The organism is Streptomyces sp. BB1-1-1 (assembly GCF_031597775.1).
Lineage (GTDB): Bacteria > Actinomycetota > Actinomycetes > Streptomycetales > Streptomycetaceae > Streptomyces > Streptomyces thinghirensis.
The window spans coordinates 190857-212057 of sequence record NZ_CP134205.1 but is presented as its reverse complement, the minus strand read 5'-3'; the positions used below and the strand labels follow the sequence as shown (position 1 = coordinate 212057).

Genomic DNA, 21201 nt, shown 5'->3' with positions numbered 1-21201 from the left:
CCGGGTCTTTCGAGGAGCTTGGTTCAGGTGCCGGGGGTGGCTGTGTGCGTGGCGGGCGGCTGCGGGTGGCGGGTGATGCCGGCGACGGTGACGGCCTGGAGGTGTTCGGGGGGCAGGGTGTCCCAGCGTTTGCGGAGGTTCTTGAGCCACTGACCGACCTTGTACTCCTCACCGTCGACGGTGACGGTGTCGCGCTGGCGGATGTGGACGTGGCCTTCGCGGTCGCGGAAGGCGGCGACGGCCGCCAGGCCCTTGTCGAGCTGCCTCTGCTGGCGGGCGGCGCGGCCGGTGGGCTGCGGCGGCTCGTCTTCGGCGGGTTCGATCAGGGTGACGCCCAGTTCGCGCACGAGCCGGAGCTGCTCGGGGTGGAGCGTGCTGTAGTCGGTGCTCTGGGCGCGGACCCATTCGCCGAGGGGTTCGTCGTCGTCGGTGATGAAGTCCGCGGGGAGGTCGTCGAGGACGATGCTCGCCTCGGCGTAGGCGCGGGCGGTGTAGTAGAGGCGCTGCCAGGTGATCGGCCAGGCAGGGTTCCAGTACGGGTCGATCTCGGCGAGCGCGGTGTCGGTGGGGTCGGGTTCCAGTCCGTTTTCCGCGCGGGTGCGTGCGGCGGCTCGACGGTTGGTGAGCCAGCGGCCGAAGGCGTAGTCGCCGATCATCTCGTCGCTGGGAACGGCGAGGTGGCCGCGGCGGGCGGCCCAGTTGCGGGCGTGGAGGAGTCCGCGTTCGGCGGCCTGGGTCTGGAGGTTCCAGATGATGCCGAGGTGTTCGAGGGACTTGATCTGGGCTGGCTTGAGGGTGCCGGCCGCGTACGCCTTGCGCATGCGGTTGATCCAGCGGCCCAGTGCGAACCCGTTCTCGTCGTCGTAGAGGCGGGGGACGTCGAGGTGCCCGTAGGTCTGCTGGTAGGCGGTGGCCGCTTCCAGGCCGCGGCGGAAGGACGCCTCGCGGGGGTGGAGGACGCGCAGCCGGAACGCCTGGGCGATGGTGTCGGCGGGGAAGGGCCGGTCGAAGACGACGTCCACGGGCACGCCGGTCTCCTCGTCGTTGTCCGGGGCCGGGTGGGCGGGCTGCTGGGGAACGGCGAGACGGTCCGCGATGCGGTCGTCGTGCGCGCGCAGGGCCTGGAGGACCCGCCAGAGCGGCCGGTACAGGTTGGAGCCCATGAGGTCGTCGGCGTCTTCGCCGGGGGCGACGTAGACAGGGACGATGAGGGTGGCCTTCTTCCCCTGGCCGGGCTTTTGGCGAAGGGCGCGTCCGACGGCCTGGACCGTGTCGACGATCGACTCCTTGGGGTCGGCGAAGACGACGGTGTCGATGCTGGGGATGTTGACGCCCTCGCCGAGAAGGCGGGCGTTGGCGATCACGGTGCGGTGGGCCGGTTCGAGGAACTCGCCGGGTCGGCCGTCGAAGCGGTCCAGGAGCTCGCGGCGGTAGGCGGGGTCTTGGGTGCCGTCGAGGCCGGCCGCCCACAGCTCCCCCGGGTCGGGGCAGCTGGTTCCGGTCTCGTCGAGCGCGTAGAGGCGGGCTGCGGTTTCGGGGAGGGTGGCGGCGAAGGCGTGGGCGTCGTCGACGCGGTGGTGGAAGGAGACGACGCGGCGCAGGTCGAGCTCGGCCATGGCGCGCAGGACGGCGATCTGGAGTGCGGCCTGGCGCAGCTCGGCTTCGGTGGCCTTGTCGGAGATCCCGAGCCGGGTGCGGATGGTGGCCTCGTGAACTTCCATGACGACGACGCGGTAGTCGGCAAGGAGGTCTATGTCGATGGCCTCGGCGAGCGGGAGACGGAAGCAGGTGTCGCCGTAGAGGGCCGGGTTGTCCATGGACGCGACGAGCGAGTCGTCCTCGTCGTCACCGGGCTCGCCGGCCGACCAGATCCTCGGGGTGGCGGTGAGGTAGAGGCGCTTGTGTGCGGGGATCAGCTCGTCGTCGTGGACGGCGGCCCAGCGTTTTCCCACGTCACCACTGGTGCGGTGGGCTTCATCGACAGCCACCAGCGACCAGGTGGGCAGACCGAAGCGGTGGTGGGCGTCTTGGACACGGTGCAGGGAGTGGTAGGTGGCGAAAACCGTCAGGCCGGGGTTCTGGCGGACTGCGGCGGTCAAGGCGGCCGGGTTGGTGGTGAACGCGACGGACTCGCCCGCGGTGTTGGGGCGTTTGGAGCACAGGGCGAGAACCGGGCCGGTCATGCCGGCGGTGCGCCAGTCGTCGATGGTCTGGGCAAGGAGCTCCAGCGTGGGCAGCAGCACCAGCCGGGTGCCCTGGGGGGCGACACGGGCGGCGGTGCGCGCGGCGACGTACGTCTTTCCGGTGCCGCAGGCCATCACGACGGAGGTCCGGGCGGTGAGGCGCAGCGCGGTGTGCGCAGCGTGGACGGCCTTGGACTGGTGCGGGCGCAGCCTGATCCTGGGCGGCGGGGTGGTGATGGTCGCGGTCACGGGGTGGCCGGTCCTCTCAGCCGGGTGCGGGCGGCGGGTCAGGTGATGCTGAACTTGATGTGGTCGATGCTGGTCAGTGCGACCGACTGAAGGGACGTGGCGCGCGAGCCGCCGTCGGTGAAGTAGTCGTCACGCAGTCCGTCGGCGACGATCTGGGCGAGGTCTTCCTCCGAGGCGCCGGCCTCTTTGGCTTCGAAGAGGGCCGCGGCGGTGGTGGCGTCCAGACGGCGGGTCAGGCGGCGGTAGCGGGGGTCATTGGTGGTGCCCTTGGGAGACTTGAACCCGAATTTTCCTCTTACATCCACTTTGATCCCGCCGGTGGTGATGGCGTCCTGGAGCTTCTTCGCCTTGACGATCGGCTGCCAGAGCTGCTTGACCGTGGCTTCGATGAGGGCGGCGGTCTCCGGTTTCGCGGTCTTGATCTTGTCGTCGCGGTAGCGCTCGACGGTGCGCTGGGACTTGCCGATCTTCTCGGCGACGGCGCGGGCGGCCTCGGCGCGGCTCACGCCTTTCTCCTGCTTGAGCAGGAAGCGGATCCGTGCGCCGAGCGTCTTGGGGATCGGCTGGGAGAAGGCGGTCTCGGCGGCCTCGCCCAGGCGGTCTTCGATCAGTCCCACAGTCAGTCAGCTTCCTGTTCAGGCCACGCGGACGAGCGAGACGTCCTTGATCTCGTTGGCGATGTTCACTCCGTCGACGAGCAGGTCCAGCGCCCAGTCGATGGTCTGGGAGCCCTGGTGTTTGACCGAGCCCGGGTTGACGCCGAGACGGAACCCGCCCCGGATCGGCTCGCCGTCGGGGCCGAGCAGGAGGGGCAGCGGGGATACGCCGTCGACGGCGTAGACGACGCAGTCGTTGTTGACTGCGAGGGGGTAACGGCCCGCCGTGGTGGCGAGGTTGTACATCTTGCGGTGCATGTTGGTGCGCGCCTTCGACAGGATCATGGCGCGGATGTCGGGCCGCCACGTCAGCCGCTTCAGGGCCGGCCACGGGGCTCCGAAGACGTGGTCGAGGCCGAGGTTGGGGCGCTGGCGCAGCTTGCCGATCCCTGATTTGGCGGTGGCCTTGATGGCGTTCGCCAGGGCCACCAGGAGCGGGTCGCCGTCCTTGTAGCGGGCCATCGCCGCGAGGAAGGCTTCGTCGTCGAGGTCCTGGGTGACGCCGAGGTCGGCCATCACGGTCAGGTAGGCGTTGCGGAGGGTGTCGTACCAGGGCTGGAGGTAGGGGCTGTGGGTCTCGCGGACCCAGGCTTCCACGGGGCGGACGTCGGCGCCGAGTTCGACGGCGTAGGCGACGGTGGGGGTGGCGTACCAGGCGGGGCCTTCGGGGCGTGCGCCGCTGGAGGTGAAGGGACTGGGCAGGCGCGGGTCGGTCTCGACGTGGGAGAGGTCCAGGTACCAGGAGCCGGGTAGGTCGGGGGCGAAGTCGGGGTTGCGGGGGTAGTGGATGGCCGGGCCGGTGCCGACGTGGAGGCGCCGGCAGGCGGCGAGGAAGGCCACCTGTACGTCGAGGGCGGCGACGTGGGTGCGGGCCCGTTCGTCGTCGGTGATCAGTTCGGCGGGCCGGACCCAGATGCAGGCTTCCTCGTCGAGGGCCTCGCTGGCGGGCCGGGAGCCTTCCTCGGGGTAGTCGGCGGCGACAACGGGGTGTTCGTCGGGTGCCTCGCACGGGGCGGGCTCGACGACGGTGTGGAGGGTGTGGGGCACCTTCGCCGAGACGTATTTGTTCTCCTTCTCGCTCCACTCGGCCTTAGTGGGCGGGCGCAGCGCGGTCATGAGTTCGTCGCCGGTGACCGCGAGGGTGCCGCGGGGGGTGATGACCAGGCGGGCGTAGGTGCCGAGCATGGCGGCGAGGTCGGCTGCGGACAGGTCCCCGGCCTTGCCCCAGGCACGGGTCTCCAGCGCGCCCCAGGGCACGAGGGCGAGCTGCACGCAGTGGCGCTTGCCGTCGAGGCGCTTGAAGATCCTGGCCCAGGGGCCAAAGCCGGACTTGGTGAGCTCCCAGCCGGCCTTTGTGATGTTCTTGACGATTCTGTCGTCGGCCGGCAGGCGCAGGTCCTCCTGGTCCGCGAGGTCGGTGGGCAGGCTGAAGTGGGCCACGGCTCCTTCGGTGAGGACGAGCAGCGGGTCCTGGTCGAAGCCGTTGTCGTGGAGCTTGACTGCCCCCAGGCGGATCTTCTTCTTGTCCAGTGCCCAGGTGGCCAGGGCCTGGAGGGTTTTGGCCGGGCACGGGAGCGTGCGGCCGTCGACGAGGTGCGCGGTCAGGGAGCCGTCGGTGATGTCGAGGACGGCCAGCGGGCCGTCGGCGTACTCCGGGGGCACCGGCTTTACGGCCGGCTTCTTCACCGTTTTGCGGCGGGAGGCCGGGGTGGCGGCCGGGCGGCGCGGCGCGGCCGGCGCAGGGGCGGCGGGTACAGAGGGTGCGGCGGCAGCGGGTAGCGCCGGAGCAGGAGCGGCGCCCGGTACGGCGGCTGCCCGTGCGGCGGCCGCCGGTGTGGCGGAGGCTGTGGCAGCCACGGTGGGCGTGGGCGTCGGCGTCTCGTTCCGCGGGGTGGGGGTGGGAGTGGCCTGGGCGGTGGGCCGGGTGCCGCAGCGGGGCATGCCCATGGCGGCCATGGCCTGGAGGTACACGTGGCGGGGCTGGCCGTCCACGACGCTCGACGTCGGTTGCCCGCAGCGGACGCAGAGCCGGGTGATCCCCTCCGGCAGGTGCATGAAGGATTCGGGCGCGTCGAACTCTGGCTGCGCCGTCTCCGTGAGGACGGGAGCGGGATCGGGGTCCGGCCAGGACAGCTCGGGAGGGTCCTCGATGTCGAAGTCGAAGTCGAGCTCGAGAGGGGTCGCCTCCGCGGCGGCCGCGTCGGGCGCAGGCTGGGGCTCGAGTCCGGGTTCCAGGCTGGCGGAGTCGTCCTGCGCACCAGCGCGGGCGAGCTCGGCGGCGAAGTAGGCGAGGATCCTGGCGTACCGCTGCCCCTTCTCGCCGCGCGGTGTGCGGGGAGGGTCCGATTCCCAGGTCCACACCGTCTCGCGGCGCACATCGTTGGCCTGGCCCATCTGCGTCACCGTCCAGCCGAACGCCTCGCGGAGCCTGACGCGTTCCGCTGGGTCCGGCAGGGGCGGCACCGGGCCGTCGAACGGGATCCGGTCGAGTACGGCCGCTACCGGGTCGCTGCCCCCCATCTCCACCTCCACTCTCACCATTCAAATCTAACGCGAATCTAACGCAGCAGTCGCAGTCGGCGCAAGCGCCTTGCTGGTGTTCCAATATGTATTGTGACCGTTGCTTGATTACTTTTCAAGATGTATTGTCATCTCTCGTTGGTCAGGGCCGTCCGCGAAGACAGCGGTCGCGCCCAAGGAGGCCGTGCACACCGGAACTTGCCCGTCTTCTGGCCCGCCGGGACCTTCCTCCCGCGTCCGACATGACACCCGAGGAGTACGCACCATGCCCTTTCTGTCCCCCAAGCCAGGGGAACCCGCTGCTGAGGGGTCGAGGATCGTCGTGGAGGCCGGCGACATCCTGATGCGCCGCAGTCTCACCGATCACGCCCCCGCAGCCCAGGTGCACGTGATCGAGGCAGCCAAGGCCCTGGAGGACTTCCGTCTCGGCCACGGCTCCGCGCTGGAGCGCGCCGAGGCCCTCCTCGACCGGGCGATCACGACGTTCCAGGAACGCACCGGCGAGCACGACGAGGCCGCCTGGCAGGCTGCTGCGGTCTACATGGCGGAGCTGTGGGCGACGCGTTTCAGCGCGGCCCGCCTGACCGCGTTCGACCCGGCCCCGCCGCCGCCGTCCCGGTTCACCCCGGCACACCCGCTGCGGCTGGAGACGGTCAGCCGCGAGGCCCACGACCACGTGCTTCGCGCCGGCCGGTGCCTTGAGCGCACGGTGCGCCGCCTGGACGAGACGGACGTGGTCCGCGCGCAGCACGGCATGCACGAAGCCGCCCGGCTCCTCCATGACCAGCTCGACGGGCTGTCCATGCCGCTGTGGGTGCTCATCGGCAGGTTCTGCGCCGAGATCCAGGCGGAGAACCTCCGCATCCGCAAGGCTCCCGCCCCCAGGGCCACGGCCTGAGGCCCCCGCTCCTACGCTCGTCCCCGGGCGCGCCCGCCGCCCGGCACCAACCCTTCGCCCCCGTTGAGGAGTTCTCCATGAGCGCCACCCCCTCCCCCGTCTCTTCCGCCGCCGGCCCCGTCCGGGCCCGGCAGCTGTGGCAGGACATGGCCCCCGACATGGTCGACCGCGAGCGGATGCTGCGCGTTGTCGCCGTGACGGAGACGCACGCCGAGTGCGTGGTCGAGCGCGACAACAGGCCGGGGATGGCCGGCCGCAAGGCACGGCCGCTGGCCCTCAAGCGCTTCACGACGAGCGCGTTCAGGCTGATCGAGGATGCCGTTGACGACGCCGACCAGATCCTCTACGCACGCTTCCTGGCGGCGTTGACGGGCGTGCAGGGCACCAACCCGTCGCCCGTGGAGTACGCGACCGCGGCGCTGCGTGTGCACAACGAGCTCACCGCCGAGGCGGCGAAGGCCCACCACTGACCGGCCCCGCGAAACCCACTGCCGCCCGGGCGCCTTCGCGAAGGCGCCCGGACCGAGGGCGCGGCTTCGGACAGCCGCTCGACCGGCCTCCTCCGGAAGGCATGTACAGCTTCGTGCCGCTCCCCTACATCCGGTACTCGGCCGACGCCAAGAAGCTCTACGAGGACGAGGTGCCGTTACCGATCCTCCTGCCCAACTCGGTGCCCTCCGTGGACTACCGGAAGGTGATGACGCGCCTCGGCTTCGTCGATCTGGCGGCCTGAGCGTTTCCACTGGAAACGGCGGTGGCCTCCCACCCGCAGGGGGTGATGAGGGGCCACCGCCGTTCTGTGCTCGTACGGAGGCCGGCGCGCCCGGCCGGGGCTCACTCCTGGAACTCGCGGCTGGTCACGCCGTAGAAGGAGGGCTTCGCGGGCCGGACCTCGGACCGCTCCAGCGTGTCGGCGAGCGGGGCGAAGGTCTCGCTGCGCCGGACGACGTCGAGGAACTTGCCCAGCGCGTCCTTATCCTCCCAGAGCGCCGACGCGGTGCTGATGATCAACGACTTCAGGTGATCCGACTCGGTCACGGTCTCGCTCGCTGCCACGTTGTGTCCCCTCCTGGTCATCGGGACGATCAGCCAACCAACCGGCGACCCTGCCCCGCAAGACGGCCTTCGGTCAGGGATCGGTCCAGGATGCTGTGGGTCCCGACCCGGTGCCACACGATGTGCGGTCCCGCGATCCGCTCGCGGCCGTATGACCACGTTGCGCGGCCGTCCGGCGCCCAGGTCAATTCGTAGACACCCGGGGCACAGCGGACGCGCTTGATCCGTAAGCCGGGGCGGAACTGGCGGCCGGCGCGCAGGTCGGGGACGAAGGCGTCCAGGACGACGCGGCGGAAGCGCCGGCGCTGGGCGGGGGTGAGGTGATGGAGGTCGACGGTGAAGCGGGGGAGGGTCTCGAAGGTCGGCACGATGGGTTCCTCCGGGCAGCACGACGAAGCCCCCGACGGATGCCGGGGGCTGCTGTAGGCGGTGCTTCCTTGGTAGTGCTCGTCTCTTGGCGCGTGGTGATACTCAGTGGTGCTGATTGGTGGCGTCCGGGTCGTGGTGTGCGTGCTGCCGGAGAGCGATGACATTCGCGTCCGGCCCGGCGTCGCTTCCCGCCCGGCGGGCCCCGGTGAAGAAGTTCGGCCGCTTCTCCCGCCTGGCGGGACGTGGTACTGATCGGCCTTTTCTTGCAGCTCAGAGCCGTGTGACGTGGTCTGGATGACAGTGAATGTGGTCATCCAGACCGCTCAGATGTACCGCTACTACCTGCCCGGGGGGTCTGGTCGCTGCGCGCTTCTGCAACGACGAAAGCGAGGTCGGGCCGGCCGTCGCTTCAAGGACCATCCGCTGCTGTCGGTGAAGGAGCAGCGCACGCGCCTCGGGGTCGGCGTGCTTCTCCGCCTCTGCCTGAACGGCCGGAACGCGGGCTCCGTCCGGACGGATTCACCGCTCCCGTGTCCACGACGCCGGGTTCCACGAGCGCTGCGATGAGGCCGACGCGTCCCGTGGAACCCCTCTCCCGTCGCGGCTTTCAGCCCGGGTCTATACCTACCCGCAGGAGACCCGGCGCGGGCGCTGCCCCGACTGCGGGAGCCAGTTGTGCGCCCTGGGCAACGGCGCCGTGAGCATCGCGTTCAACTTCAGTGCCCTGGACGACTCCTCGGACCTCGTCCCGCAGTTCCAGAGCTACGCCCACGACGCGGTGCCGTGGCTCAGGCCGGTCACCGACACCCGGCCCACGGCTGCCGCGGGCAGCTGACCGCCGACCGGGAGCGTGCCCGGGGTCAGGAGGGGATGGTCGATGCCTTCGCGACGGCGTGGGCGTAGCTCATCTCGATGAGTTCGCGCTGCGCGGGAGTCTGCTCGGTCAGTTCGCGCAGCCGCTGGGTGTGCAGGTGGGGGTAGCGGACGTCGGTGCTGAGGGTGCCGTGGCGGGTGATCCACCGAGGGCTCGGCAGCGCGCCGTCGGTGAGGCCACTTCGCGGCGTTCCAGTCGGCGATCTCCTCGTCGGTGATGTCGTTGGGGGAGACTTCCGCGTCTACGGTCACCCAGTGCGCGCGGTGGAGGTGCTTCCACGTCCACCCCGCCAGCTCGCCGGAGTCGGTGCGCACGGGTTCGTAGGTGAAGTGGCGGGCTCCGTCTCCGAAGACGTCGCAGACGGCGGGTTTCACGGCGTCCAGGGCTGCTCGGTCGAAGTCGGATTCCCGTGTCCGGTCGAGGTACTGGTCACCCAGGACGCCGAGCCGCACCGCGGGCGCCCTGGTCGGCTCGGCCGGCTGGCGCAGGGCCGGTACGAGGTCGGCGACCCAGCCGCCACGGCCCAGGGCGTGAACGGTGACCAGGCCCTCCTCTTCCCACTGGCGGGCGAGGTCGAGCAGGCGCCTCCCGGGGGCCCCGTCGCGGCGGACGGAGCCGCGGAAGACGCCTCGGGCCAGTTGGTTCCACAGCCTGGCGTGAAGGGGGGTCGGCAGGGCCGGGCGGATAGTGTCGGCCAGGACGGTGGGGCGGTTGGCGGTCATGGACTTTTCCCCTTCTGCGGGAGGAACGGTGAGAGAGGGCTCAGGCGGCCGCGGGGCGGGTGCGGGCCAGCCGGTCGCCGAGATGGTGGACGTGGCCGAGGTACGTCCTGGCCCCGGCGGCGTGATCTGCCGGATTCTCGCCGGCCTGGAGGACGGGGACGTTGAGGGCTGCGAGCAGCAGAGGGCTGCCTGTCGGGCCGAGGCTGCGCAGCAGGCCCTGTGGCGGGCCGGACCGCACGTCCACGCGGCCGCGGTTGAGCCGCAGGTCCAGGACGGTGTAAGGCGGCCGGGGCCTGCCGGCGACGAAGTGAGCGAGCCAGGTGGCCCGGTCGTGGCCGGGGCCGGCCTCGTAGTCGGGCTCCGGGCACCCGAGGAGGAACTCGCCCAGTTCTGCCAGGTGGTGCCGGGCGAGGGCTGCGGTGTGCACGAGCTGGTCGCGGACGGTGCGGAAATCCGGCTCGGACAGCCAGAGGGCGACACCGGCCGGGGTGTCGGCCAGGACCAGACAGGCGCGCGGCGAGGCGGCGTTCAGCGGGATGGTGAGGGTGCGCACGGTACGGCTTCTCCAGGAGGCGGCGGGAGCCCTTGGCGGGCATGACGACCGGCCCGTACCGGAGCGGGCCGCGTCCCCGCGCTCGCGGGGAGAATCCCGCCAGGACCGGCTCTCCTGGCCCGGTCATGTTAGCCGCGCGCATCAGCCTGGCTCCGGGGTTGTCCGAAACCGGAGGGCCTGCCGCGGGGACGAAGACCCGTTGGCCGGACAACGCAACGCCTCGGCCTCGCGGAGGCGAGAATGGCGGCCATGTCACTCTCCCTGGCCCGCTGCGTGGAAGCGGTTGCCCGCCTGTTGGATGGATGCGGCCCGCTGGAGCCGGTCCGGCTGTGCATGAGCGAGGGCGACGTGCAGGCGGAGGTGTGCGCGAGCGGGCCGGCCGCCTCGGTGAGCATGGCGCGGCTGGCAGCGGTGACGGGCAGCGAGGCGGCCGGCCGGACCGACGATCGTGACGACGGCGTGCTCACGGCGGATCTGGACGACGGCGTGGTCCTGGTCGCCGCCGTGGACGCCCCGGTGCGCGGCGCCGCGACCGGGCTCCGCGCGACATCGACGGCTGCGGGAGCCGGACTGCTAAGGACGCTGGTCCCGTGGACGGCCGCACTGGACCAGGAGTTGTTGCCTGGGGCCCAGTTGTGGGTGGAGGACGACGGTCAGGGCTTCACGGTCCGGCTGCTGGCGACAGCCGTGTGCGGTGACGACCTGAAGAGCGTCGCCGCTGCCGCCGGGGCGGGACTGGAAAGCGTCCGGACGTGGCGGACCGACAGCGGACTGGACGGGCGAGGAAGCCTGCCGTGCGGCCAGAGCGTTCACCTCGGCGTCGTCCGTCTTGCCTGACCACCCCGGCCAGCCGCCAGCCACCTCGTAGTGCGCAGTGCTCCGGGCGTAGTTCGTGGAAGCGGCTCCGGGCCACCGGCGGCTTCATCTTCTCGTTGACGGACTGAACGGCGGTGCTCCACAGGCCCCGTGAACGGGCAGGAGCGCTCGGTGGCCGGCTTCCCCTGAGGGCAGAGATACGGCCTCCACCTCTCACCTGTGTTGCTTATTTGCATTTCAATGTGTAGTGTTATGGGTGTTGAGGGCGCCGTTCCCTTCCACCCCACACACCTCCGGAGCCGCACCGCCGCTCCCCCTTGCCGCCGTACGGAGCACCGATGAACCCTGCCCCCGCATCCGAACTGGCCACGGCCGTCCGCACCGCACTGACGCCGTTCGTCACCGACCCGACCGCCAGCACCCTGTGCGACCTGAGCCGCGCCGTGAGCAAGATGACCGCCTACGCCAACTCCGGCCACTACGCCGGCCGCAGCCATGAGGTCCCCGGGCCGTGGACCGACAGCTATTTCGCCTGCGACCACGCCCACGAGCACATCCAGAACGTCAATTACAGCTTCGCCACCAGCACGGCCCCCGCACCGCTGGACGTCCGCACCGTCAAGTACGCCGTCCTCGCCGCCGTCGCCCTCTTCGACGACGCGGTCCGCAGCGACACCCCGAACCCCGGTGCCGCGCACGAGTTCAGCGTCTTCGCGATCGCCCGCTCTGCTGCTCACCTCCTCGGAAGCGGCTGGTGGGCGGAGCCCGGCCTTCACAACACCAGCGGTCTCATCCAGCACTCCGTCGGTGAGGACTACCTCCTGGCTGTCGGGGACGTCGGCGACATGAGCCCGGAGCTGTACGTGGAGGGCGACGACCACCGGCACATCCTCTGGGACACCGCCGGTGAGGACCTGCCCGCACTCGCGCAGCGAGTCGCCGACATCATCCGCGACCCCGCCCTGGCCTGACCCCCAGCGTCGCCGCGCGCCGGGACGAAGACGCGCGCCGCCCGCCCTCACCCATACGGGCCACGCCTCGACCTCCCCTCTCAGAAGGACTCACCCGCATGACCAGCACCGTCTCCGTCTTTCCAGTACTCGGCGCGGCGATCATCGACCTTCTCGGCCACGACTGGAAGTTCGTGCACACCAGGCCCTCGCGGACCACCGGTTCGATCCGGCACCGCGACGGCAAGCACATCGGCTTCGTCGTCGCCGTGGATGCGAACGGCAACCTGACCCTCCAGGCCGGCGACTCCCAGCCGCTGGCCGTACTCCAGACCACCGAAACCGCCCAGGACACCGAGCACGCCGCGAACGCCGTCGTGGACCTGATCCGCGACTCGCTCAAGTCCGCCCCCGTCAAGCTGGACGACCAGCTGCCGTTCGAAACGCTGCTGGCCGTCTACCACTGGGCGGAGCGCCTGATGAACGCGCACATCGAGCAGGTGCTGCCCCGGCACGTGGAAGGCGCCGTCCGTGCGGCACTGGACGAGAAGACCCTCACCGAACACGGCTCACCCGTCTCGGCCGCCTTCGACACCACCGAGCAGGACAACGGCTACGTCTGGCTCGCCGACGAAACCCAGGTCGTCCTGGCCGACGGCACCCAGCGGACCGTCGACCTCGGCTGGGCGGGCCAGTGCCGGAACTTCCTTGTCGACCACGCCCTGGAGCACGAAGTGGGCGACGACGACGTCCTCACGGTGACCTTCGCCCCGCCCAGCCTCCGTATCGCCTGACCCAGCCCGCCCGTCGGAGGCCGCGTCCGCCGCACGGCCCCCGCCCCCCCGGAAGGACCCCCGCCATGGGCAACACCCTCACCACCACCAGCATCCTGACCGCCGTCACGCGCACCACCGTCACGGTCGCCGTCACCGAATCCACCGCCCACCGCATGACGCCATCGATGTGGGACGCCCTCGCCAAGATCGACACCTGCCCGCTCGACTCCACCGCCATGGCGTGGTTCGTCGGCACCCGGGGGCACACCCACGCAACCTGTTCCCGGCTCGTCCGGGCGGGCCTGGCCGAGTACCAGGGCAACGTCTGCCTGATCACCGAACCGGGCCGCGCCGCTCTCGCCCAGCGGTCCGCCGACAAGCAACCGGCCACCACCTGACACAAGCCCCCACCGCACCCTCCTTCCGTATCGGGGCCCAGTCCTGCAAGCCCGGCCCCGCCCGACCCAAGGTCCCAATGAACCCCCACGACGCAGCCCTCTCCCTCTTGGAAGCCCTCCTCGCCGAAGCCCGGCACTGGGCGTGCGACGACGCCGAGGACCAGGAGGTGCTCGAAGCGATCGCCCGCGCGCAGACCCCGCTCGACAAGCTCGCCCTGATGCAAAACTCCAGTCTCCTCCCCAGCGGCCTGTCCTCCGCGGTCGCTGACGCCCTCCTCGCACTTGACCCCGCCACCTACTCCCCCGCCCCCACACCGACGGCCCCTGGGACCTTCACAACCGACCCCGAACTCCACCGCATCCGCGAGGCGTTGATCACCGTGGCCGCCCCATCCCCCAAGGACGACGCCCCCGGCGACGTCTACGAGATCCAGGTCCACGGCGTCAGCGTTCTCATCCGCCGCGCCCAGTGGGGCGCCCACGCACCTGTCCCCTACGTGCACATCGAAGACCAGGCCGATACGCCCGGTCTGCTGCTCGTCGAGGTGAACAACGGCGGAAAGAACGAACACCCCCTCCCCCACGGAGCCCGCGCATGACCCTCGACCGCGCCTACGCCGGCGCCCGCCAGCTGATCGACCCCGACGCCGACTACACCGTCCACGTCCGTGCCGGCAACGGCTGGCAGTCCCCCGGCAACCGCGACCAACAGGAACTGCCGGGCCTGGACGTCCTGCTGGCCGCCCGCCGGGTGCTGCGCGCCCAACCCGCAGGCCGCGTATGGAGCACCCGCTCCGACACCCTGAACGTGTGCACCGGCGACGGCCTGCTGTGGCTGCGCTTCACCGTGACCACACTCGCCGAGACCGGCCTGTGCGACGCCGCCGAGTGCGCGGAGTTCCTCACCGACTCCGGCCACTGCCCTCGGTGCGCCGCCGGCCCCAGTCCCGGTCCCGGCGGCCGCGCCCCCACGGGGGTGTGGAAGGCGCTCGGCCTGGCCGACTCCGCCGTCCTGCCCGTCACACGAGACGACCTCACCACGACGGACCTGGTGCTCCTGGCCCTCGCCTGCCACACCCTCGACCAGCAGCACCATGCCGTCCACGCCCGCACGCCGCTGCCGCCGGAGGCCAGGCCGCTCCTTCAGCGCCTGGCACTCATCCTTGACGACCTCGACGAAGGCCGTTCGCACGCCCTGAACCCCGACGTCGTTTTCTCTCGGGAGGAGTTGCTCACCCTCGCCGACACGGCACTGGCCCTCTACCGTGCCCACGGGGACCCCGATGATCTCCTGGGCAGTCCGACGGTGCTGCGGCTGGCCCACCTCGCCTACGCGGACATGCCGGAGTGAAGCACGGAGGTCCGGCCGGCCTCGGCCGGGCCTCCGCCCGGACGGCACAGCCCGGCGTGTCCCACCGAACGGCGTGCCGTCACCCGCTCGCCGGCACCGGGGAAGCGTCGTGCGTCCGGTCGCACACGTCGCGGGCTAGGAGAACAAGCGCGCGTTCCCGAGCCAGGTCGTCATGGACTCCCGGGTCGCCGGGCGGCAGCAGTTCCAGCGCCCGGTCGATGGTGGCCAGGGCCTCACCGAAGCACCGCATCTCCCGCAGGACGCCGGCCTCCCGGAACAGCGCCACAGCGTCGGTGCGCCCCCTGAACGGCGGACGAGACAGGATCCCCAGCATGTGCTGGTGGCGCTGGGGCAGTCCATCGCCGAGCCACAACCCGTGCAGCAGAGTGTGAAGGACCTTCACGTCATCGCCGGCGTCGGCCAGGACGTCCTCCATGGCCTGCAGCCCCTGCGGCTTCGACTGGCCGAGCAGCGCGAAGGCGAACAGCGCGTGGCTGAAGACGTCCCAGGGACCGCGGTGAGCGCGCAGCACCTCTTCCAGCGCGACCCGTCGAAAGTCGTAGCGCAGCGCGAGCCCCAGAAGATGGATACGGGTACGGGCGGTCACGGCGTCGCCGGCAGGGGCGGCACCACTGGGGATCTCCTCGCTCACGCGGCGGCCGTCGCGCCGCGCCTGCCAGGCCACGTCGGCGAGGAACGCCGCCGACTCCTGCCACGTGGTCCGGGCGACACGCATCCAGTGCTCGGCCCGCGTCGTGAACACCGTGTCCGGGGCATCGCAGACATCGACCTGAGCCAGTGCGAGGACACCCGCACGCAGCTGCGGAACGTGCACGGCCTCCTCCAGCAGAGGCAGGACCCCCGGCTCGCCCAGCAGTTGGCGTGCCTGGGCAAAGCGTGCGAGACGGGCGGCCGGCGGATGCCGGACGAAAGCGAGGACGCCCTCGGGCAGTACGGACGAGGTCGGAACAGCGACAGTCAACGAAACCCTCCTGGGTCGAGAACAACAGCAGGTGAAGGAGCGAGCGCCCCTTCACCTGCTACAGGTGCTGATCCCGACCGCGGTGTGACACCCGGCAGCGCACTTTCTCGCGCTGACACGAGACGTTCCCCATGAGCTTTCACGCCCACCGCCGTGGCACCGCCCCTGTACCGGGTGCACGGAGGACCCGACGATGTACTCGGCCGCCCTTCGGGCTTGCTCCTGGCCACCTCGCCTACAACAACACCCTGGCCTGACCAGCAAGCCGTCATATTCCGCCCCGTAGAGCCCCAGGTTGGTGAAGCGCTGGTCGGCCTCCGGCGTAATCCCAGCCGGCAGTGCTGAAGAGCTTCTCCTGTCCGCCAACAGGTCGAAGCCGATCGCGTAGCTGCTCCCCTCGCCAGCGGCGTCGAACGCCTGCGCAGTCGCGTGCCAGCTGCCGCACGACCTCTACACCGTGCCCTGCACGCGGCAGGCCCCGGCCACTCCCACCATGCTCCCCGCGATTGCGGCCGTGACGGCCAACGGCGAGACGTCGGTGATCGATCCGGGCTCGATCACCGATGACCGGCCAGCCGCAGCTCGCCACCGAAAGCCTTCTCGGGGCGGGGCAGCGCAACCGCTAACCCATGGGTCCCCCTCGATCCCTCAGCGCCCAAGCACGCTGAGCGCCCACGCTGGCAGCTCCGGGCCCGGCGCGTGCGTGGTTGCCAGCCCCTGGCACCTGTAAGGCGCAAGTTTTCAGGTGCAGTCTCTTGGCGGACGACTCCACGGACTGTGCAGAAATTCGAGGTGACCGGCGAAGCTCACGCAACAGCTTCGGCCGGTAAGGCACTTCGTCGCCAGTTGACCGTTCCGCACACACGGTATTTCACGGCTCACCTGCCAGAGTAGACCTTGAAGCGAGACGTGACGTCTCGACCAAGCCCAGCGTCCGGCCGCCCACCCAATCGTCAAGAGATGGCAAAATGGCCCCTGACCTGCGAGTTTCACAAATTCACATACATCACTCACTTACTCACTCAGGCACTCACCTGCGAAGATCGGCATTTCCATAAACACCTTCTTCCTCGATTGTCCGCGTACTGAAATAGGTTCTACATTGGTAAATAGATTGGGTTTCTGTGCCTTTAGGGGCTAGAAGCAAGGAAAGCGAAGAATGATCTTGGGGGTCTCAACACGTCGAGCGACACGTCGATGTGACGTGACGTGACACACGCTCGCTGCCCCGTGTATGGTCACGCCCGAGCATGAAGGGACACGCGGGCCGATTGCGGATCACAGCATCCACTGTGGGCTAGCCAGCGCGTGGTTCTCGTGACCATCTCGCGACGGCGGAGAAGCCTTGGAACTTTACGAGTACAACGAACTGCAGAGTCGACTCGATGCGATCGCCGAGTTCGACGACATGTCAGATGACGCCATGCTCGCGGCGCTCGTCGAGCAGCTACGCCCCTACCTGCGGAACGTCATCGGTTCCACCATCGGTAAGGGCGGCGAAGGAAAGACCACCTTGGCCACCAACTTGGCCTACATGTTGGCTGAGGAACAAGCGAACCGCGACAGCCAAGGAAAGTCCGCCCTTCCGGTCCTCTACATGGAGATTGATGCCAACGGAGACGGAAGGACTGATCTGGGACTGGACGCAACGGCCTTCAATGATCACGGGAAGGCCCTCCGTGATGCGATCACTCACGATGGTCCCCTGAAGGTCGTCAAGAACGTTCGGCCGTTCCTGGATGCAACGATCTCGGGTAGGCACTGCTCCGATATCGCCGGTCGCATCAACAAGCTCGCCGACACTCACGCCATCGCCGCCTATCTCCTGCTGGCTCTGCTTCTGGCGCAGATCTCCCACCTGTACCGCTGGATCGTGCTCGACTTCGCCCCGGGCGACAAAGCCATCCAGCGAGCCGGCCTGGCGGCATCCACCCATCTCGTCTCGCCCATTCACAACACGGACAATGCTGCTCTGCGGGGTCTGTCCACCGTCACACGGCTTATTCGCGCCAACCGGCGCCTCAACCCGGAGGCGCAGCTCACTGCGATCGCCTTCCTGGGTTTCCGAAAGGTCAAGGGCGAGCCGACCACGGAGCTGACCAACGTTCGTGCCAAGATCGAGAAGTTGCTTACAGACGCTGGCATGGATCCTGGACTGATTCTGGACGAGTACGTACGCGATGCCCGCTCCATCGCTACCTTGTGCCGCAACCACGGCCGCCCCGCCCGCGAGTTCGCACTGGCGGCCACGGGGCAACTCCGCGACGAAAATGGCGAGTTGGTCCCCCGGCCTCGGGACGAGAACGGTCGCTACGTGGATGCACAGTCGTCCGTCAATCTTGCGGACGACTACTCGAACCTGGCACGAGGAGTGATCACCCGGGTGCGCCAGCGCAACGCCGAACTCCGTGAGAAGCAGATGCAGGGAGCGTCATGAGCAAGTCCACCGTCGGCACGGCGGGTACTGGAACCGGCCCCAAGGCCAACACCAAACGGGGTGAGCAGGCGGACAAGAAGGAGCACCTTATCGTTCCCGACCTGAACCTCGGGGGCGACGACGATGACGAAGACGAGGACGACTTCCGCCCGGTCCGCGCCTTCGTGCCTCCGACGACGGCGAAGTCGACCGCTGCTAAGGCTGTTGTTCCTCCGCAGCAGGACGAAGAGTCGGAGCGCAGCCCTGTTGCGGACGAGTCTGAACCTTCGCCCACTGCTAGCCGCGTCACCGTGTCGCCGACCCCGACACCTGGTCCCGCTGCTTTCCGTGGTGAACTTGGCCATTCTGCGGGGGACTCCGCTGAGAATGGGCGGGAGACGTCGCACGGGTCGGGAGAGCCGAGCAGCGGATCGGTAGGTGAAACTTCTTCCCTGGAGGGCGCCTCCGGGCGGTCCACGGTCGAGGTTCAGGAAGCTCCCACCGAGCAAACGGCGGAATTGGCCAGAGTTGACCGGCGTGCGGCGCCGGCCTTGCGTACCTCGGCTTCCTTGTCCGGACTCCCGGCCCGGCGGCCTGGTCGACGCAGGCCCGCCGAACCGTTCAACCCGGACGAGCCGCGCCAGCGCAATGAGCAAGCGATGCTTGAGTTGTCACAGCAAGCACCGGGCTACGCCTCGCTGTTGACCGTGTACAGCGCCTCTCAGCTGAACGCTGTGCCCTTCGAGAACCGCAACATCAACCTCTACGGCCTCACGGCAGACCAGGTCGGCACCCAGCGCACCGCCGACATGGCTCTGCTGAAAATGTTGACGTTCCAGCGACCGAAGCTAACTCCAGCGCATTACGTCGATGCCGCGCTGGAACCGGTGCTGAGGCCGCTCGACCCGGATGGCATCGACATGGAAGCCATGGAGGACGAGCGGGACTACGTGTGGCAACTCGCCCAGAAGGGTCTCGCGTACCGCAGGTACATCCTCAGCGACCCCGAGAGCGCCAACATGGACAACTACCGGCCCGTGTGCTCCTTGCGCAAGGATGTCAACGCTCGCCTCACCCGCATGATGGACCTCATGGACTCAATCCAGGGGATCCAGGCGAAGCCCTTCGAGATCGTCAGTGCCTGCCTTGCTGAGTACGTTGCCAGCCTGCCGGGAGAGCGCACGCACCTGTCGGAGTTCTTCCAGAAGCACCTGGTCACGACGATTCAGTAAGCAGCGAACCCAGCCCGCCTATCTCCCTCTCGGCCCCTGTTCCTATCCGTGGGACAGGGGCCGAGAGCCTCATGGCGCACCGCCGCAGCGCACCATGAGGCTCACTAGGCAAACACCCGGCTACCCTCAGTCACTTTTCCCTTTAACCGAGGCCGCACCGGGTTAAAGGAAACCGTCACACCCACGCGTCGAGCTCGGGCAGGTCCCACTTCGTGTACGTCAGCCGACGCTCGGCACCATTGATCAGGTCGAGCACGTCGGTGGCCAAGTAGGCACGCGTCCCTCGCTCCACCTCCTTCACCTGCACGACCCCGGCTCCAGCCAGTTCCTCCAGGGCGTTCGAGGCAGAGACGAAGGAGATGCCGAGCAACGACTGCGTAGCCCTCGCGGTCACAATCGGCACGCCAGGGAGCTGCTCCATCAACCGCACAACTGCAGCTCCCTTCCGAGGCTGTCCACGGAGTCCCTGCCCCTCCCTGTAGTGGGCGAGTTTCGCGTACCAGGCCCTCCGCATCTGGCTTAGCTCGTCGGTGAAGCGCCGAGCCTCTGCGACGGCATCGCGGGTAGCCGCCAGGAACACACGAATCCAAGCATCAACTCCAGCGGCCGCGGCGGAGCTGTCGGGCTCACCCACGTAACGGAACGCGTTGAGGCCGGCGATGTACTCGCGAGCATGAGCCAAGAGAGACATGGAGATCGGCAGGACATGTCCAACCGCGAGGCCTTGCCTGGCGAGTGCCGTGTGAATCAGGGCTCTACCGGTTCGACCGTTGCCATCGTTGTAGGGGTGGATCGTTTCGAACTGCGCGTGAACAAGGGCGGCCTGGACGAGGGGCAGCGGGTGATCTTCAGAGATGAAGGCAGCGAGATCGTCCATGAGAGGACCTACCGCGTCAGGGGTGGGTGGCACATACTCCGCTCCGTGCGGCCCGTAAGCGTTGCCTCCTACCCAGTTCTGAACGGTCCTTAGAAACCCCGATGACTCGTCTTGCTCTGTTTCCACCATCAGGGCGGCTTGTAGGCCGTTGATGTCGTCAACCGACACTGCCTCGGTCTCGGACAGCGCAGTGACGGCACGGCGCAGGGCCAGAACGTTGTTGACAACCTCGCGTGCGCTGTCGCTGATGCCGCGGTGGGTGCGCTGATCATCGCCGGCCTTGGTCGCGAGCATCAACTCAAGGTGAGCGATTGCTCTGGCGGAAGCCACCACGCCTTCGATGCGCGAGGACGCCACCGCCTCCGACCGGAGAAGGAAACGGGCCAGAGACTCCAGATGAGGACTGGTCGGCGCGGCGTCGTTGAAGGCACGAACCAGCCGGTCCACTTCGGCAACCTCTGCAGCAAGTTCGGCTGACAGACGGAGCTGGCGCCCCCGAAGTAGATCCGGCTCGTACGCGGCGAACGTCCGGAGGTCCTGCTCCTCCACACCAGGCGTCACGCCAGGCTGTGACGGCCAGGGCCGTTCCGAAAACCTTGCCACTAGACACGCTCCAAAGGTTCAGCCTCAAGCAGATCCATTTAAGGATAGTGTGTGCCCCGTGATGTTTGGTGTGATGCATGGGGTGGTTCCGGAGAGTGGGGCTCGCGCTCTTCTCGCCGGATGCCGTCCTGTGGAGGCTCTGGACTCACGCGCTTCGGGCCGGCACGAGGCACGCCACGCCTCGGCAGGGTCAACGTTGGGACCGTCGCCACGGTCACACCGCAGTGGTCTTCAGGCTCGGGGCGAAAGCGAAAAGGCGACCCATCGGGTCGCCTCACCGGGTGACTTCGCCAAGTCACCCATCACCACCGCTCGGGGTCGCCACCCTGAGCATTTCCGTGTCTGCCACATCGAGCCGACTTCGTCGGCGTCACTTGCAGCCTGCGGTGCCACCCGCATGCCGCAAGGGGAGGAGAAGCCAACGGCAACCTGACCTGACCCTTCCGCCCTCAAGCGGATCTCAACTTCACCCCCGCTGACCAGGAATTCTCCGTCCATCGGTCGAGCGGTCGGTCGCGTTGTGCCTTCATCCCTATGCAGTTCTGGAGCAGATCATAGCCGCCAACCATAGGGCTAGTCCCGTATTGCCAAAAAGAGCCTCGAACGAGTCTCCCCCGGACGATGCCCAAATCAGAACAAAAAGGACATCCGAGGGTGGTCGATGGACGTCGACTCATCCGCGGTGGCAAAGCACACCCCGTTCCTCCGACAAGGAAGGGC

Annotated in this window: 20 protein-coding genes; 11 read left to right on the top strand and 9 right to left on the bottom strand. The window is 68.8% G+C overall.

Annotation, left to right across the window (positions count from 1 at the left end; all coding sequences use genetic code 11):
- Positions 1-23: 23 nt before the first annotated feature.
- From RI578_RS41590 to tap, 3 genes are read right to left on the bottom strand one after another with little or no spacing between them, the layout of a single operon-like run.
- Positions 24-2432, bottom strand: a complete 2409-nt coding sequence (locus tag RI578_RS41590; protein WP_310876200.1) for a Helicase associated domain protein — start codon at positions 2430-2432, stop codon at positions 24-26.
- A 38-nt stretch (positions 2433-2470) separates the two neighbouring features.
- A complete protein-coding gene (gene tpg / locus RI578_RS41585) occupies positions 2471-3049 on the bottom strand; it encodes a telomere-protecting terminal protein Tpg (RefSeq protein ID WP_310876199.1) in 579 nt (192 codons plus the stop codon).
- An 18-nt stretch (positions 3050-3067) separates the two neighbouring features.
- Positions 3068-5608 carry a telomere-associated protein Tap gene (tap, locus tag RI578_RS41580; RefSeq protein ID WP_310876198.1) on the bottom strand — a complete coding sequence of 847 codons (2541 nt, stop codon included), beginning with the start codon at positions 5606-5608 and terminating at the stop codon, positions 3068-3070.
- A 265-nt stretch (positions 5609-5873) separates the two neighbouring features.
- Here tap and RI578_RS41575 point away from each other — a divergent pair, with 265 nt between their 5' ends.
- The 3 genes from RI578_RS41575 to RI578_RS41565 all read left to right on the top strand — a co-directional run bounded on the left by RI578_RS41575 (position 5874) and on the right by RI578_RS41565 (position 7239).
- Entirely contained in the window at positions 5874-6506 is a 633-nt protein-coding gene (locus RI578_RS41575) for a hypothetical protein (RefSeq protein ID WP_310876197.1), read from the top strand.
- Positions 6507-6583: 77 nt separating this feature from the next.
- Positions 6584-6976 carry a DUF6354 family protein gene (locus RI578_RS41570; RefSeq protein ID WP_310876196.1) on the top strand — a complete coding sequence of 131 codons (393 nt, stop codon included), beginning with the start codon at positions 6584-6586 and terminating at the stop codon, positions 6974-6976.
- 101 nt (positions 6977-7077) lie between these two features.
- On the top strand, positions 7078-7239 hold the full coding sequence (locus RI578_RS41565) for a hypothetical protein (protein ID WP_310876195.1): 162 nt from the start codon (positions 7078-7080) through the stop codon (positions 7237-7239).
- 101 nt (positions 7240-7340) lie between these two features.
- On the opposite strand, the gene RI578_RS41560 is transcribed toward RI578_RS41565, so the two are convergent.
- The 4 genes from RI578_RS41560 to RI578_RS41545 all read right to left on the bottom strand — a co-directional run bounded on the left by RI578_RS41560 (position 7341) and on the right by RI578_RS41545 (position 10080).
- Positions 7341-7562 (bottom strand): hypothetical protein, encoded by a 222-nt coding sequence (locus tag RI578_RS41560; RefSeq protein WP_310876194.1) that lies wholly within the window; start codon positions 7560-7562, stop codon positions 7341-7343.
- A gap of 29 nt (positions 7563-7591) precedes the next feature.
- Entirely contained in the window at positions 7592-7930 is a 339-nt protein-coding gene (locus RI578_RS41555; protein WP_310876193.1) for a hypothetical protein, read from the bottom strand.
- Between the two features lie 763 nt (positions 7931-8693).
- Positions 8694-9527 carry a hypothetical protein gene (locus RI578_RS41550; RefSeq protein ID WP_310876192.1) on the bottom strand — a complete coding sequence of 278 codons (834 nt, stop codon included), beginning with the start codon at positions 9525-9527 and terminating at the stop codon, positions 8694-8696.
- Between the two features lie 40 nt (positions 9528-9567).
- Positions 9568-10080 carry a hypothetical protein gene (locus RI578_RS41545; RefSeq protein ID WP_310876191.1) on the bottom strand — a complete coding sequence of 171 codons (513 nt, stop codon included), beginning with the start codon at positions 10078-10080 and terminating at the stop codon, positions 9568-9570.
- 249 nt (positions 10081-10329) lie between these two features.
- Between RI578_RS41545 and RI578_RS41540 the strand changes: the two genes are divergently transcribed.
- The 6 genes from RI578_RS41540 to RI578_RS41515 all read left to right on the top strand — a co-directional run bounded on the left by RI578_RS41540 (position 10330) and on the right by RI578_RS41515 (position 14371).
- A complete protein-coding gene (locus tag RI578_RS41540) occupies positions 10330-10917 on the top strand; it encodes a hypothetical protein (protein ID WP_310876190.1) in 588 nt (195 codons plus the stop codon).
- A gap of 317 nt (positions 10918-11234) precedes the next feature.
- A complete protein-coding gene (locus tag RI578_RS41535; protein WP_310876189.1) occupies positions 11235-11867 on the top strand; it encodes a hypothetical protein in 633 nt (210 codons plus the stop codon).
- Positions 11868-11965: 98 nt separating this feature from the next.
- Entirely contained in the window at positions 11966-12640 is a 675-nt protein-coding gene (locus RI578_RS41530; protein ID WP_310876188.1) for a hypothetical protein, read from the top strand.
- A 65-nt stretch (positions 12641-12705) separates the two neighbouring features.
- Positions 12706-13020: a hypothetical protein gene (locus tag RI578_RS41525; protein WP_310876187.1), complete on the top strand. Its 315-nt coding sequence runs from the start codon at positions 12706-12708 to the stop codon at positions 13018-13020.
- Between the two features lie 77 nt (positions 13021-13097).
- On the top strand, positions 13098-13619 hold the full coding sequence (locus tag RI578_RS41520) for a hypothetical protein (RefSeq protein ID WP_310876186.1): 522 nt from the start codon (positions 13098-13100) through the stop codon (positions 13617-13619).
- Complete coding sequence (locus RI578_RS41515) at positions 13616-14371, top strand: hypothetical protein (protein WP_310876185.1); 756 nt, start codon at positions 13616-13618, stop codon at positions 14369-14371. The genes RI578_RS41520 and RI578_RS41515 overlap by 4 nt, the downstream gene beginning before the upstream one ends.
- A 79-nt stretch (positions 14372-14450) precedes the next feature.
- Here the strand turns inward: RI578_RS41515 and RI578_RS41510 are convergent, their stop codons facing one another.
- Positions 14451-15353, bottom strand: coding sequence for a hypothetical protein (locus tag RI578_RS41510; protein ID WP_310876184.1), 903 nt, complete (start codon positions 15351-15353; stop codon positions 14451-14453).
- A gap of 1345 nt (positions 15354-16698) precedes the next feature.
- Here RI578_RS41510 and RI578_RS41505 point away from each other — a divergent pair.
- Together RI578_RS41505 and RI578_RS41500 are read left to right on the top strand one after the other, a co-directional pair.
- Entirely contained in the window at positions 16699-17790 is a 1092-nt protein-coding gene (locus tag RI578_RS41505) for a ParA family protein (protein ID WP_310876183.1), read from the top strand.
- Positions 17787-19001, top strand: coding sequence for a hypothetical protein (locus tag RI578_RS41500; protein ID WP_310876182.1), 1215 nt, complete (start codon positions 17787-17789; stop codon positions 18999-19001). The genes RI578_RS41505 and RI578_RS41500 overlap by 4 nt, the downstream gene beginning before the upstream one ends.
- 175 nt (positions 19002-19176) lie before the next feature.
- Here the strand turns inward: RI578_RS41500 and RI578_RS41495 are convergent, their stop codons facing one another.
- The gene (locus RI578_RS41495; RefSeq protein WP_310876181.1) at positions 19177-20427 is read right to left on the bottom strand and encodes a Fic family protein; all 1251 of its coding nucleotides are present in this window, start codon (positions 20425-20427) and stop codon (positions 19177-19179) included.
- Positions 20428-21201 lie beyond the last annotated feature (774 nt).